At 73.9% G+C, this 13977-nt stretch carries 14 protein-coding genes; 6 read left to right on the top strand and 8 right to left on the bottom strand.

Translation table 11 applies throughout. From position 1 onward, the window contains the following. Positions 1-193: 193 nt before the first annotated feature. The 3 genes from HF577_RS32545 to lpdA all read right to left on the bottom strand — a co-directional run bounded on the left by HF577_RS32545 (position 194) and on the right by lpdA (position 4577). Entirely contained in the window at positions 194-1084 is an 891-nt protein-coding gene (locus tag HF577_RS32545; protein WP_169399836.1) for a TIGR01777 family oxidoreductase, read from the bottom strand. 180 nt (positions 1085-1264) lie between these two features. After that, entirely contained in the window at positions 1265-3124 is a 1860-nt protein-coding gene (gene sucB, locus HF577_RS32540) for a 2-oxoglutarate dehydrogenase, E2 component, dihydrolipoamide succinyltransferase (protein WP_169399835.1), read from the bottom strand. A gap of 70 nt (positions 3125-3194) precedes the next feature. After that, positions 3195-4577: a dihydrolipoyl dehydrogenase gene (lpdA, locus tag HF577_RS32535; protein ID WP_169399834.1), complete on the bottom strand. Its 1383-nt coding sequence runs from the start codon at positions 4575-4577 to the stop codon at positions 3195-3197. Between the two features lie 233 nt (positions 4578-4810). Between lpdA and HF577_RS32530 the strand changes: the two genes are divergently transcribed. Beyond that, entirely contained in the window at positions 4811-5158 is a 348-nt protein-coding gene (locus HF577_RS32530; RefSeq protein WP_312859535.1) for an oxidoreductase, read from the top strand. 12 nt (positions 5159-5170) lie between these two features. On the opposite strand, the gene HF577_RS32525 is transcribed toward HF577_RS32530, so the two are convergent. After that, the gene (locus tag HF577_RS32525; RefSeq protein ID WP_169399833.1) at positions 5171-6676 is read right to left on the bottom strand and encodes a leucyl aminopeptidase; all 1506 of its coding nucleotides are present in this window, start codon (positions 6674-6676) and stop codon (positions 5171-5173) included. A 168-nt stretch (positions 6677-6844) separates the two neighbouring features. Here HF577_RS32525 and HF577_RS32520 point away from each other — a divergent pair, with 168 nt between their 5' ends. The 4 genes from HF577_RS32520 (at position 6845) to HF577_RS32505 (ending at position 10814) form a co-directional block, all read left to right on the top strand. After that, complete coding sequence (locus tag HF577_RS32520) at positions 6845-8098, top strand: APC family permease (RefSeq protein WP_312859534.1); 1254 nt, start codon at positions 6845-6847, stop codon at positions 8096-8098. Between the two features lie 19 nt (positions 8099-8117). Continuing rightward, positions 8118-8534 (top strand): SRPBCC family protein, encoded by a 417-nt coding sequence (locus tag HF577_RS32515; protein ID WP_169399832.1) that lies wholly within the window; start codon positions 8118-8120, stop codon positions 8532-8534. An 11-nt stretch (positions 8535-8545) separates the two neighbouring features. Continuing rightward, positions 8546-9643 (top strand): glycine cleavage system aminomethyltransferase GcvT, encoded by a 1098-nt coding sequence (gene gcvT, locus HF577_RS32510; protein ID WP_169399831.1) that lies wholly within the window; start codon positions 8546-8548, stop codon positions 9641-9643. A 67-nt stretch (positions 9644-9710) separates the two neighbouring features. Next, on the top strand, positions 9711-10814 hold the full coding sequence (locus HF577_RS32505; RefSeq protein WP_169399830.1) for a branched-chain amino acid aminotransferase: 1104 nt from the start codon (positions 9711-9713) through the stop codon (positions 10812-10814). Positions 10815-10821: 7 nt separating this feature from the next. Here the strand turns inward: HF577_RS32505 and HF577_RS32500 are convergent, their stop codons facing one another. Genes HF577_RS32500 through HF577_RS32490 form a run of 3 tightly spaced genes read right to left on the bottom strand, consistent with a single transcriptional unit; the run spans position 10822 to position 13238 of the window. Then, positions 10822-11583 carry an adenosylcobinamide-GDP ribazoletransferase gene (locus tag HF577_RS32500; protein WP_169399829.1) on the bottom strand — a complete coding sequence of 254 codons (762 nt, stop codon included), beginning with the start codon at positions 11581-11583 and terminating at the stop codon, positions 10822-10824. 21 nt (positions 11584-11604) lie between these two features. Next, positions 11605-12645 (bottom strand): nicotinate-nucleotide--dimethylbenzimidazole phosphoribosyltransferase, encoded by a 1041-nt coding sequence (locus tag HF577_RS32495; RefSeq protein ID WP_169399828.1) that lies wholly within the window; start codon positions 12643-12645, stop codon positions 11605-11607. 59 nt (positions 12646-12704) lie between these two features. After that, positions 12705-13238 (bottom strand): bifunctional adenosylcobinamide kinase/adenosylcobinamide-phosphate guanylyltransferase, encoded by a 534-nt coding sequence (locus tag HF577_RS32490; RefSeq protein WP_169399827.1) that lies wholly within the window; start codon positions 13236-13238, stop codon positions 12705-12707. 22 nt (positions 13239-13260) lie between these two features. Between HF577_RS32490 and HF577_RS32485 the strand changes: the two genes are divergently transcribed. After that, positions 13261-13458 carry a hypothetical protein gene (locus HF577_RS32485; protein ID WP_169399826.1) on the top strand — a complete coding sequence of 66 codons (198 nt, stop codon included), beginning with the start codon at positions 13261-13263 and terminating at the stop codon, positions 13456-13458. A gap of 29 nt (positions 13459-13487) precedes the next feature. Here HF577_RS32485 and HF577_RS32480 read toward each other — a convergent pair. Then, on the bottom strand, positions 13488-13977 hold a 490-nt coding region (locus HF577_RS32480), incomplete at its 5' end, for a DUF3043 domain-containing protein (protein ID WP_169399825.1).

The following is a 13977-nucleotide window of genomic DNA, read 5'->3' as shown; positions in this document are numbered from 1 at the left end:
GAGTAGCCCGTTCTGCGTGCGCGAGTCGCCCGTTTTTTGTGCGCGAGTCGCCCGGTCCGTCGATCCGGACGGCCGGCGCGTGGTGATCGTCGCGAGTCGCACGACAGCGTCCCCACCAGGGCTCTCGTGTGCGCTTCGTGGTGAGAACGGGCGACTCGCGGACCAGAAACGGGCGACTCGCGGGCTGGTGCGGTCAGCGTTCCAGGGCCGCGGCCAGCGCTTCTCGGACCGAGCGGTGGCGGAACTGGTAACCGTGCTTGAGGAGCACCGCGGGCACGGCCACGGGCCCGGTGAGCACCATCTCGTCGGCCATCTGCCCGAGCACGGCCCGGAGGGCGAAGGCGGGCGCCGTGAAGGGGGCCGGCCGGCGAAGGACGGCGGCGAGGGCCTCGGTGAACTCGGCGTTCGTCGCCGGCTCCGGTCCGGCGAGGTTGACCGGGCCCGAGACGTCGGGGTGCTCCAGCAGGAACCGGATGGCGCCGACCTCGTCGTCCAGGGAGATCCACGGGAACGCCTGCTCCCCGCTTCCGATGCGGCCACCGAGCATCAGCGAGAACAGCGGCCGCAGCCTGCCCAGCAGGCCGCCGCCAGGGGAGAGCACCGCGGCCGACCGCAGCAGCACGACCCGGGCGCCCGCGTCGCTCGCGGGCGCGGTGGCCGCCTCCCAGTCGCGGCAGACCTCGGCGAGGAACCCCGCACCGGGCGGCGCCGTCTCGTCCACCACCCGGGTGCCGGTGTCGCCGTAGTAGTTGATGCCCGAGGCGTTCAGCAGTGCGGCCACGCCGTGGTCGGCGACCGCGGTGGCCAGCACCTCGGTGGGCACGTTGCGGCTGTCACGCAGCAGTTGCTTGCGCGCCCCGCTCCACGGCCGGTCGGCGATGCCGGCCCCGGCGAGGTTGATCACGCCGTCGACGCCGTCGAACGTGCCGTCGTCGATGCGGCCGGCGGGTGGGTCCCAGCCGCGTTCGTCGGGTGCGGCCGGCGCCCGGCGGACCAGGCGCAGCACCTCGTGGCCCGCCGCCCTGAGGTGGGCCACGAGAGAGGTTCCGATCAGGCCCGATGAGCCGGCGATGACGACGCGCACCCCGTGATCCTTGCGGAACCAGACGGAGCGCGCGAGTCGGGCGGCCGACCCACTCGGGGGACCTTGCGGCCGCCCCGTGGCCGCCGCCCAGGTTCAGGAAAGCCACTTTCCCGAACCCTCAGGGCAGGAAAGTGGCTTTCCTGAACCGTGGGCCCCGCCGTGGCGGGGCCCACGGGGGTGTCAGAGGCCGAGGTCGGCCTCGAACGCCCCTTCCTCCAGGCGTGCCTTGATCGCGCTCACGAAACGGCCCGCGTCGGCCCCGTCGACCAGGCGGTGGTCGTAGGTGAGGGGCAGGTAGCACACGGAGCGGATGGCGATGGAGTCCTCGCCGTCCGGCCCGGTGACCACCGTGGGCTGCTTGGTGATCTTGCCGGTGCCGAGGATGGCGACCTGCGGCTGGTTGATGATCGGCGTGTCGAAGAGCGCGCCGGCGCTGCCGATGTTGGTGATGGTGAACGTGCCGCCGGAGAGCTCGTCCGGGCCGATCTTGTTGGCCCGGGTGCGGGCGGCGACGTCGGCGATCCGCCGGGCGAGGCCCCCGATGTTGAGGTCCTCGGCGTTCTTGATCACCGGGACGAGGAGGCCGCGGGGGGTGTCGACCGCGATCGCCAGGTGGACGGCCCCGTGGTAGGTGACCTCCCGGGTCTCCTCGTTCATCGACGCGTTGACCTGCGGGAAGGCCTTCAGCGCCTCCACGGCGGCCTTGGCGAAGAACGGCAGGAACGTCAGCTTCACGCCCTCGCGCCGCTCGAACTCGGCCTTGGCACGGGCACGCAGCCGGGCGATGCGGGTGACGTCGACGTCCTGCACGGTGGTGAGCTGGGCCGACACCCGCAGCGACTCCGTCATCCGCTGCGCGATCACCTGCCGCAGGCGCGGCATCTTCACGGTGGTGCCGGGCTGCGGGCCGTCCGCGGCGGGCTTGGGCACCTGGCGGGCCGGGCCGGCGGACGGTGCGCCTGCCGGGGCCGGTGCCTCGGCGGCCGCCGGGGCGGCCTCGGGCTCCGGGGCGGGCTTGCGGGACTCGGCTGCGGCGAGGACGTCCTGCTTCCGGATCCTGCCGCCGACACCCGAGCCGGTGATCGTGGAGAGGTCGACGTCGTGCTCGGCCGCCAGCTTGCGCACCAGCGGGGTGACGTACGGGGTGCCCCGGCCGCTCTCGCCGCCCTCGGCGCGTTCGGGCTGCTCGGAGGGAAGCTCCTCGCGCTCGGCCTGCTCCTCGGCCTGAGGGGCCTTGCCGTTGCTCGAGGGCTGCTCGGGCGCCTTCTTCTGGTCGGTGGCGGTGGGGGCCTGTGCCTCGGGCTCGGCCGCCTGGTCCTGCTCCTCGTCGGCGGGTGCGCTGTCGGCGGGGGCGCTGTCGGACGCGGAACGGCCGGAGGGGGCCGCCGCGCCGTCGCCGATCACGGCGAGCTGGCCCCCGACGTCGACCGTCTCGTCCTCGGCCGCGGTGATCTCGAGGAGCGTGCCGGCGATGGGGGAGGGGATCTCGGTGTCGACCTTGTCGGTGGAGACCTCGAGCAGGGGCTCGTCGACCTCGACGGAGTCGCCCACCTGCTTGAGCCAGCGGGTGACCGTGCCCTCGGTGACGCTCTCGCCGAGCTCGGGCATCGTGATCGCGGTGCCGGAGCCGGTGGACTCGGTGGACGCCTGCGGGGCCGGGGTGGGCTCCTCGTCCTTGGCGGTCTCCGCCTTGTTGGGCGGGGCTGGCGCCGCGTCGGCGTCGGCCTCCTCCTCGGCGGGCGCCTCGACCGCGGCGTCGGCGTCGCCGCCGGACTCGACGTCGCCGCCGGAGTCGGAGTCGGAGCCGTCGCCGATCACGGCGAGCTCGCCGCCGACCTCGACCGTCTCGTCCTCACCGGCGACGATGCGCTGCAGCACACCGGCTGCGGGGGACGGGATCTCGGTGTCGACCTTGTCGGTGGAGACCTCGAGCAGGGGCTCGTCGACCTCGACCCGGTCGCCCTCCTGCTTGAGCCACCGGGTGACGGTGCCCTCGGTGACGCTCTCACCGAGGGCGGGCATCTGGACGGAGAAGGCCATGGCGGGTCGGAGCTCCTCTTCCTGCGGTTCGGGTTCGGGTGGCCGGGGCAGCGGGGTCAGCTGTGCCTGGTCACGAGTGGCTGTGCAACGGTTTGCCGGCCAGCGCGAGGTGGGCCTCGCCGAACGCCTCGTTCTGGGTGGGGTGGGCGTGCACCAGCGCGGCGACGTCCTCGGCCTGGGCATCCCAGTTGTAGACCAGCTGGGCCTCGCCGATGAGTTCGCCGACGCGGGCGCCGACCATGTGGATGCCGACGACGGGGCCCTGCGTGCCCTCCGCCCCGGACTTGATCAGTTTGATCGCGCCCTGCGTCTGCAGGATCTGGCTCTTGCCGTTGCCTGCGAGGTCGTAGGTGAGCGTCTGGATCTCCCCGTACTTCTCCTTGGCCTGCGCCTCGGTGAGCCCGACGGACGCCACCTCGGGCTCGCAGTAGGTGACGCGGGGGATGCCGGCCTCGTCGATCACCGGCGGGTTGAGACCGGCGATGTCCTCGGCGAGAAAGATGCCCTGGGCGAACCCGCGGTGCGCGAGCTGCAGGCCGGGCACGATGTCGCCGAGCGCGTAGACGCCCGGCAGGTTGGTGCGCAGCCGCTCGTCGGCGAGGACGAAACCGCGTTCCATCCGCACGCCCGCCTCCTCGAAGCCGGCGTTGGCGGTGTTGGGGCCGCGCCCGACGGCGACGAGCAGCAGGTCGGCCTCGATCTCCTCGCCGGACTCGAGCGACACGGTGACGGCGTCCTCGGTCTGCTTGGCGCCGGTGAACCTGACGCCGGTCTTGAAGCCGATCTTGCGGCGGCGGAACGCCCGCTCCAGCAGCTTGGAGGCGAACTCGTCCTCGTTGGGGACGAGCCGGGGCAGCGCCTCGACGATGGTGACCTCGGAGCCGAAGCTCTTGAACACCGAGGCGAACTCGACGCCGATCACCCCGCCGCCGAGGATCACGATGCGATCGGGCACCTGGTCGAGGTGGATGGCCTCGCTGCTGGTGATGATGCGGCCGCCGATGTCGAGGCCGGGAAGGGTCTTGGAGTAGCTGCCCGTGGCGAGCACCACGTTCTTGCCGACGTACCGGTCCTCGCCGACGACGACCGTCTTCGGGCCCTCGAAGCGCCCGGTGCCGTCGACCAGGGTGATCTTGCGGGACTTCACGAGCCCCTGCAGTCCCTTGTAGAGCTTGGCGATCACGCCGTCCTTGTAGGAGTTCACGCCGGCCATGTCGATGCCGGCCAGTGAGCTCTTGACGCCGATCTTGTCGCCCTCACGGGCGCTGTCGGCCACCTCGGCGGCGTGCAGCAGGGCCTTGGTGGGGATGCAGCCGTAGTGCAGGCACGTGCCGCCGAGCTTGTCGCGCTCGACCAGCACGACGGACATCCCCAGCTCCGCAGCCCGCAGCGCGCAGGCGTAACCGCCCGACCCTCCACCGAGGATCACCAGGTCTGCGTTGTGCTCGGGCACGTCTGAACTCCCTCACCGAATTGCCGGCAGTGCGTGTGACAGCGGCATGTGACGCCGCTTCGTTCATCTTGTCATCCGCGGTGGTCGGCCGCGGCGGCTGGTCGTTCGGGAGAAAACCACCGACCTCGTGCGTTGACGCAGTCAGGAGGTGGGGCTGCGATGAGTGAGCGTGCGAGTGAGTCTGTGTCACAGCGCCTGCGCGCGGCGCAGGCCGAGCGCCGCGGGGGAGACCGGTGAGCCTGCTGGGGAAGCTGGGCATGGTCCGCCGGAGCGGACCGCGCGCGGCGTTCGACGACGACCGGGCGCATCTGCGCGCCTGGGCGGAGTCGCACGAGGGAGTGGAGGCCTTCGTGGAGCCCCGCACCACCGTCACCGCGATGACGATGCTGCTGGTCGACCGCGACGGCGAGTGGACGCGGCGGCGGATCCCGTCGGCCGACGGGGCCCGCAAGCTGGCCCGCTCGCTGAAGATGCCGGTGTACGACGTGCAGCTGGTGGGCTATCCGCAGCGGATGCGCGACCACGACGCCCGGCAGCGGATCCTGCGTGACCGGAGGCGCCGCGAGGGTCTGAACGGGTAGCGGCGGGGCCGGTCAGCCGTTCGCCGCGATGTCGGCCAGCACGGCGAACATCGTGCGGACCGGCACACCGGTGCCGCCCTTCGTGGTGTAGCCGTACGGCCCTCCCGTGTGGAACGACGGCCCCGCGATGTCGATGTGTGCCCACGGGAGACCGGCAGGCACGAACTCCCGCAGGAAGGTGCCGGCCACGAGCATCCCGCCCCAGCGGGTGCCTGTGACGTTGGCGATGTCGGCCACGCGCGAGTCCAGCTCGCCGCGCAGGTGAGCGGGCAGTGGCATCGCCCACGCGTCCTCGCCGGTGGACCTGGCGAGTGCGGCCACCCGGTCGCGGAACTCGTCGCTGCCCATCACCCCGGCGGTGCGCAGCCCGAGCGCCACCTGCTGGGCTCCGGTGAGCGTGGAGGTCTCGATCAGGTAGTCGGGGTCGTCCTCGACGGCCCGGGTGATCGCGTCGGCCAGGATCAGCCGGCCCTCCGCGTCGGTGTTGAGCACCTCGACCGTGCGGCCGCCGTACATCCGCAGCACGTCGCCCGGCCGGTACGCGGTGGCGCTGGGCATGTTCTCGGCCATCGGCACCGTGGCCGTGACCGCCACCGGCAGCTCCAGCTGCGCGGCCAGCAGGGTGGTGGCGATGACGGCAGCCGCTCCGCCCATGTCGGACGTCATGTGGTCCATGTTCGCGGCCGGCTTGATCGAGATGCCGCCGGTGTCGAAGGTGATGCCCTTGCCGATGAGCGCCACGGTGGCCCGCGGCGAAGCACCGCCCGCGTAGCGGAGCCGGACCAGCCGCGGTCCGCGCGCCGAGCCCTGCCCGACGCCGAGCACGCCGCCGTAACCGCCCTCGGCGAGCGCGTCGCCGTCGAGCACCTCGACCTCGACGCCGACGGCCTCGGCCAGCTCGCGGGCCCGGGCGGCGAACGACTCCGGGAACAGGTCGTTGGGCGGGGTGTTGACGAGGTCACGCGCGGTGCGCACGGCCCTGGCGACGGCGGTGGCGGTGCGCAGGATCTCCTCGGCGTCCCCGTCGCCTGCGGTCAGGCCGACGCGGCCGACCGGCGCCCGCCCGGCGCCGTTGCTGCGGTAGGCGGTGAACGTGTACGCGCCGAGCAGCGTGCCCTCGGCCGCGGCGGCCAGGTCGATGCGGCCCAGGGTGTTCACCGCACTCGCGGTGCCCGCCAGCGCCCGCGCGGCCGCGCCGGACGCCCGGCGCACCGCCTCGGCCGTGGGCGCCCCGTCGGCCTCCGGCTCCCCGAGCCCCACCGCGACCAGCAGCGGAGCGGTGATGGCGCCACGGGTGGGCAGCTTCGCCACCTCGTCGGCCTTACCGGTGGCGCCGGTCACGGCGAGCAGGGCGGCGAGGCCGTCGTCGCCGGTGCCGAACGCCTCGGCCACCTCCTCTGCTCCCGGAGCAAGGCGCGGCGCGGAGTCCTCCCCGTCGGCGGGCAGCAGCCCGATGACCACGGCGTCGGTTTCGGCGGCGGCAGGGGAGCCGTCCGCCACGTAGAGATCGGTGGACACGTGCCGTCCTCTCGATGGACGAAGCCTGCGCGGAGGCAGATCGCTGGCCGGAACTTCCGGGCGGACCGACCCAGAGGGACGGCACGAACGAAGGCGAGATCGCTTCGAGATGCTAATGACACCGGCGTGCAGCCGGATCAGGCAGGGCCGGGTGCAAGGGTGGGCGGCGTGTCCTGGAGCCTGCAGCGCCGTCTCGGTACGGCCGACGCGGTCGTGCTCGGGCTGGCGGCGATGCTCGGCACGGGCGTGTTCGCGGTGTGGGCTCCCGCCGCCGCTGCGGCGGGGCCCTGGCTGCTGCTCGCCGTCCTGATCGCCGGGTTCGTCGCGCTGTGCAACGCCGCGTCCACCGCCGATCTCGCTGTCGCCCACCCGGAGAGCGGTGGTGGCTTCGTGTACGGGCGCGAGCGGCTCTCGCCCGGAGCCGGGAGGCTCGCCGGTGTCGCGTTCCTGGTGGGCAAGACGGCGTCGGCCGCCGCGGCCGCAGGCGTGTTCGGCGGCTACGTTCTGCCCTCGCACCCGCTGCCTGCGGCGATCCTGGTGATCGTCACGGCCACCGCGCTGAACACCGCCGGTGTGCGGTGGACGGCTCGTGGCGCGTACGCCCTGGTCGGCGGCACGCTCGCCGTCCTGCTCGTCGTGGTCGTGATCGGGCTGCTCGGTCCCTACGACGACCCGGTGGTCTCCGCGGCCACCCCCGATGTGGAGCCGATCGCGATGCGGGGCGGCGTCGTCGGGGTGCTCACGGCCGCTGGGCTGGTGTTCTTCGCCTTCGCCGGGTACGCGCGCATCGCCACCCTCGGGGGCGAGGTCCGCGACCCGGAACGGACGCTGCACCGGGCCATCACGATCGCGCTCGGCATCGCGCTGGTCACCTACCTGCTGGTGGCGGTCGCGCTGCTGGTCGGCCTGGGCAGCGAGCGGCTGGCGACGGAGCCGACGCCGCTGGTGGCCGTGGTCGACGCCGGCCAGGCCAGCATGCTCGGCGTGGTCGTCCGGGTCGGCGCCGCCACCGCGGCGGCGTCGGCGCTGCTGGCCGTGCTGGTGGGGGTGAGCCGCACCGCGCTGGCGATGGCGCAGCGCCGCGAACTGCCGAGCGCGCTCGCCTCGGTGTGCTCCCGCGGCACCCCCCGCTGGGCCGACCTCGCGGGCGGGGCCGCCGCGATCGTGCTCGCCGTGCTCGTGGGACCGGTGGCGGCGATCGCGCTGTCGGCGTGCTCCGTGCTCGTCTACTACGCGGTGATCAACCTGGCGGCGCTGCGGCTGCCCCGGGCGCAGCGGCGCTGGCCGGTCTGGTCCTCGTGGCTGGGGCTGCTGCTGTGCCTCGGCCTCGCGGTGCTGCTGGCACTCCAGCAGGTGCTCGTCACCGCCGCCGCCCTGGCTGTCGGATGGGCGATATGTACGATCCTGAGCCGTCGTCGATGATCGGTGAGGAGCCCCGCGCATGGAGTTCGAGCGGTCCGTGACGATCGAGGCGCCGCCCGACCAGGTGTTCGCCGTGCTCACCGACGTCGAGCGCTGGCCGGAGTGGACCGCCTCGGTCAGCGCCGTGCGGCGCCTCGACACCGGCCCGCTCGCGGTCGGTAGCCGTGCGGAGCTGCGCCAGCCCCGCCTGCCGCCCGCCCGCTGGGAGGTCACCGACCTGGACCCGTCCCGCGGGTTCACCTGGGTGTCCACCGGGCCCGGCGTCCGGACCGTCGCCGAGCACCTCGTCACGCCCACCGGCGACGCCACGGCGGTGCGGCTGCGGCTGGCGCAGGAGGGGCCGGTGGGCCTGGTGGTCGGGATGTTCATCCGCGGGCTCACCCGCCGCTACCTCGCGATGGAGGCCGACGGCCTGAAACGACGGTGCGAGCAGTAGCGTCCAGCCACGTGGACGACCTCCTGACCAGCCCGTTGCACGATCGGCACACCACGCTCGGCGCGAGCCTCGGCGCTTTCGGCGGCTGGTCGATGCCGCTGTCCTACCCGGACGGCACCGTTGCCGAGCACACGGCGGTCCGCGAGTCCGTCGGCGTCTTCGACGTCAGCCACCTGGGCAAGCTGGCGATCACCGGCCCGGGCGCCGCGGAGTTCGTCAACCGCTGCTTCACCGCCGACCTGGGGAAGATCGGACCGGGGCACGCGCAGTACACGCTCTGCTGCACCGAGGACGGCGGCGTCGTCGACGACCTGATCGTCTACCTGGTCGGGCCGGACGAGGTGCTCGCCGTTCCCAACGCCGCCAACGCCGCCCGCGTGGCCGAGCTCCTGCGTGCCGCGGCTCCGGCCGGTGTCGAGGTCGTCGACCGGCACCGTGAGCTGGCCGTGATCGCCGTGCAGGGCCCGCGCTCCGCGGAGCTGTTCACCACCATGTTCGCCGGCTTCGATGGCGTGGCCGGGCTCGACTACATGGAGTTCACCGACGCGGGCGCCGTGCGGGTGTGCCGCACCGGCTACACCGGCGAGCGTGGGTACGAGCTCCTCGTCCCCGCCGACGCCGCACCGGGAGTGTGGGACGCGCTGCTCGCCGGAGCGGGGCCGCTGGGCGGACGCCCGGCCGGGCTCGGTGCCCGCGACACCCTCCGCACCGAGATGGGCTACCCGCTGCACGGCCAGGACCTCTCGGTCGACATCTCCCCGGTGCAGGCGGGCAGTGGGTGGGCCGTCGGCTGGTCGAAGCCCGAGTTCTGGGGTCGCGACGCGCTCGTCGCGGAGAAGGAGGCCGGTCCGGCCCGGCGCCTGCGGGGCCTGCGGGCCACCGGCCGGGGTGTCCCGCGCGCCGGCATGACGGTGCTGAGCGGCGGGGAGCAGGTGGGCACCACCACATCCGGCACGTTCTCCCCGACGCTGAAGACCGGCATCGCGCTCGCGCTGATCGACACGGCTTCCGGGGTGGCCATCGGCGACCAGGTGCGCGTCGACGTGCGCGGACGGGAGCTGGCCTGCGAGGTGGTCAAGCCGCCGTTCGTCCCGTCGCACGTGCGGTAGCTCCCGGCCGGAGCAATTTGTCGGACGTCCGACAGTCGGGGTTGCTCGACCAGATAATGTGAAACCCATGAGCTCGCAGTTCACCCGGACCCTCAACCCCGCCCCGGTCTCCACGGCGCAGCGCGACAAGATCCTTGTCGACCCGGGGTTCGGTCGGTACTTCACCGACCACATGGTGACCATCCGGTGGAACGCGGACGAGGGCTGGCACGACCCCTCGGTGGTGCCCTACGGCCCGCTCATGCTCGACCCGGCGTCGATGGTGCTCCACTACGGGCAGGAGATCTTCGAGGGCCTGAAGGCGTACCAGCAGCCCGACGGTTCCGTGGCCTCCTTCCGGCCGGAGGTCAACGCCGCCCGGTTCCGCTCCTCGGCGGTCCGGCTCGCGATGCCGCCGCTGCCCGACGAGATGTTCCTCGCCTCGCTCAGCGAGCTTCTCGCCGTGGACCGGGCGTGGGTGCCGCCTGCCGGGGGTGAGGAGTGCCTCTACCTGCGGCCGTTCATGATCGCCACCGAGGTGGGGCTCGGGGTGCGCCCGGCCACGGAGTACCTCTACGCGCTCATCGCCTCGCCTGCTGGCGCCTACTTCCCCGGCGGCGTCAAGCCGGTCGGAGTGTGGCTCTGCACCGACTACACCCGCGCCGCGGTGGGTGGCACCGGCACCGCGAAGTGCGGTGGCAACTACTCCGCCTCGCTGTTGCCGCAGGCCCAGGCCACCGAGCACGGCTGCGCGCAGGTCGCCTATCTCGACGCCGCCGAGCGCAAGTGGGTGGAGGAGATGGGCGGGATGAACCTCTTCTACGTCTTCGGCACGGGCGACTCGGTGGAGGTCGTCACCCCGGAGCTGTCCGGCAGCATCCTGCCCGGCGTCACCCGCGACTCCCTGCTGGTGCTGGCCAAGGAGCTCGGCTGCCAGGTCAGCGAGCGGCGCATCTCGGCGGAGGAGTGGCTCACCGGCTGCGCCGACGGCCGGATCAGCGAGGTCTTCGCCTGCGGCACCGCCGCGGTGATCACTCCCGTCGGTGTGGTCAAGCACAACGACGGCGAGGTCGTCGTGGGCAACGGCGAGCCGGGTCCGGTCAGCATGCGGCTGCGCGGCCTGCTCACCGACGTCCAGCGCGGCATCGCACCCGACACGCACTCCTGGATGCGCACGCTCGTCCCGGCCTGACGGGACGTCACCACCAGGCCGGGGCGGGCCCGGCCGTCGCGAGGGTCACCAGTGCCGCCGTCGTGGCCACCTCGCCTGCCGCCCCGAGCACATCGCCGGTCATGCCACCGAAGCGCCGGCTGGTGTGCCAGGACAGCACCATGACGGCGAGGGCGCCGATACCGATCGCGAGCACGCCCCGCCATCCCCACCCGAACAGACCGGCGACGGCCAGGGCCGTCCACCAGGCGGGTGCGACCCACCACCGCTGCGAGCCGGCGACCGTGGCGCCGAGGCCGCCGGGTCGCGCCGCGGGGACCCCGCGGCGGCACACCCACGCGAACGCCGCCCGGCCCGCCGCACCCGCCAGCGCGACCCCCGCGAGCGCGTGCGTCCCCGCCGGCACGAGGGCGGCCAGCGCCGCGGCCTGGGTGCCCAGTGCCACGAGCAGCGTGACCACCGCGAACGGTCCGGCGCCACCGTCGCGCATCACGGTCAGTGCCCGCTCCGGCGGCCCGAAGCAGCCCAGCCCGTCGGCGGTGTCGGCGAGGCCGTCCACGTGCATCCCGCGCGTGGCCGCGGCCAGGAACCCGACGGTCAGCAACCCGGCAGCCGCCGGGGGGACGCCGAGCGCGGACAGCCCCAGCAGCACACCGCCCGCCGCGGCACCGAGCACCGCCCCGACGACCGGAGCCCAGCGGATCGCCGCCGCGGCGACCCGCGCCTCCGGTGCGTCCGTGCGCACCGGCAGGACGGTGAGCCAGCTCAGCGCCAGCGCCCACCCCTTCACGTCACGCCCGGGTCAGCCCGGTCACGCGAGTCCGAGATCCGCGGCCGTGGCGGTCTCGGCGAGCAGCCGCGCGGCCATCTGAAGCAGCGGGACGACGGTGGCGGCCCCCGTTCCGTCGCCCAGCCGGATGCCCAGGTCGAGCACGGGTGCCAGGCCCAGGTGGTCGACCACGAGCGTCATCGCCGGCTCCGGCGAGCGCTGCGCCACCAGCCACCACTCCCGGGCTCCGGGAGCCAGTTCATCGGCCAGCAGCGCGGCCGCGCCCACGACGAGGCCGTCGAGCAGCACGGGGGTGCGCCGCAGCGCGGCCTGCAGGCAGAAGCCGGTGAGCACGGCCAGGTCGGCGCCGCCTGTGACGCGCAGCAGGGCCAGTGGGTCGCGGGTGTGCGGCCGGGCCCGGCGCAGCGCGTCGCGGACGGCGGCCGCCTTGCGCATCCACGCGTTGTCGTCGATGCCGCTGCCACGCCCGATCACGGCGACGGGCTCGGTGCCGGTGACGGCGGCCACCAGCACCGATGCGGGGGTGGTGGCACCGACGCCGACCGAGGCGGGCAGGAGCAGGTCGGCCCCGGCGTCGACCTCCTCGTCGGCCAGCATCCGGCCGATCTGCACGGCGCGGTCGGTCTCGTCCGCGGTGAGCGCGTCCGCGGTGTCGATGCGCCCGGAGCCGCGGCGCACCCGGTAGCGGTCGGTGGAGTCGTGGTCGACCTCGTCGACGTCGTGGTCGAGCCCGACGTCCACCACGCGCACCGATGCTCCGGCCACGGGGGCGAGCACGGCGACCGGGGCGGTGCTCGCGCGTACCGCGGCGACCTGCCGCAGCGTGACGTCACCGGAATGGGCCGAGACGCCGGCTGCGGCGATGCCGTGGTCGGCCGCGACGACGATCACCCGCGCCCGGGCCGGGGGCCGGGGCGGGCAGACGCCCTGTCCAGCGGCGAGCCATACGCCCAGCTCCGCGAGCCGGCCGAGCGCTCCGTCCGCCACTGCGAGCTCGGTGAACCGGGCGACGGCGGCGCGGCGAGCGTCGACGTCCGGAGCGGTGACGGCAGGCAGTTCCACGGACCATTCCTACAGCGCAGAGCGCCCGCCCCGCGGTCCGGGGTCCCGCGGAGGCAGTGCTACTTCAGGCGCAGCGGCAGCCCGGCCACCAGCAGTAGCACCTCGTCACACGCCGCGGCCAGTGCGGCGTTGGCCGCGCCCAGCTCGTCACGGAACAGCCGGCCGGCCCGGGTGGGCGGGACGACACCGAGCCCGACCTCGGCCGAGACCAGCACCAGCCGTCCCGGACAGGCGGCGACCGCGTCCACCAGGTCGGCCACCCCGGCCCCGACCGCCGGCGGGATCTCGCCCGACTCCCAGGCGCCGGTGTCGTCCAGCAGGCCGGTCAGCCACGTGGCGATGTCGTCCACCAGCAGCGGGTCGCCGCCCTCGCGGACCAGCCGGGCGACGTCGGGATCCTCCAGCGTGGTCCAGCCAGCGGGTCGCCGCGCGCGGTGCGCGTCGATCCGGGCGGACCACTCGGTGTCGTCGTCCCGGCGCCGCGCGGTGGCCACGTAGCGGACCGGGGCGTCGGGTGGCAGCAGGTCCTCCGCGTACCGCGACTTCCCCGACCGCGTGCCACCGAGCACGAGCGTGCGACGGCCGGTACCCACCCGGTCACGCTAGCCTCCGGGGATGGCGTTCCGGTGGCGGTACCTGGATGCGGCGGGCGAGCAGGTCGACGGGCCCGACCACCAGTTCGACGACCAGCAGCAGGCCGAGGACTGGTTCGCCGCCGGCTGGCGGCCGCTGCGCGAGAGCGGCGTCGACGCCGTCACCCTGCTCGACGGCGACACCGAGGTCTACGGCCCGATGAGCCTCCACGAGGCCTGAGCCCGCCCGGATGCCGGGCGGGCCACACCTCAGGGGTTCGCGCCCCGCTCCACCCGCGGCTTCGGGACCCGCAGCTTCCGCAGCTGGCTCGCGCGGGTGAACGCGTACCAGCCGGTGCCCAGGGGGTTGACCGTGGCGTCGGGGAACTTCTCGCGGGTCTTCTTGGTGACCGTGGCCCCCAGGATGATCCCCTCGACGACCATCACCGTGAGCGCGATCAGGCTGAACAGGCTGAGGTACTGCTGCGCCGCGGGTACCGGCACGAGCAGTGACAGCACCACGATCACGGCGAGCGGCATGAACAGGCCCATGAGGTGGGGGCGGGAGTCCACGACGTCGCGGATGTAGGCCTTGACCGGCCCGCGGTCGCGGGGCATGAGGAACCTGTCGTCGCCCGCGGCCATCCGCTCGCGCCGCTCGGCGGCGTCACGCCGGCGCTGGTCCTTGTCGGGCCGGTTGGCCCTGGCCAGGCGGGAGGCCTCGCGCTGGGGGCGCGGAGGGGGCGGGGGGGGGCCACCG

Source organism: Pseudonocardia xinjiangensis (assembly GCF_012911925.1).
Lineage (GTDB): Bacteria > Actinomycetota > Actinomycetes > Mycobacteriales > Pseudonocardiaceae > Pseudonocardia > Pseudonocardia xinjiangensis.
Note: the sequence above shows the minus strand (reverse complement) of the source record. Positions and strands in the feature narration are given on the sequence as shown.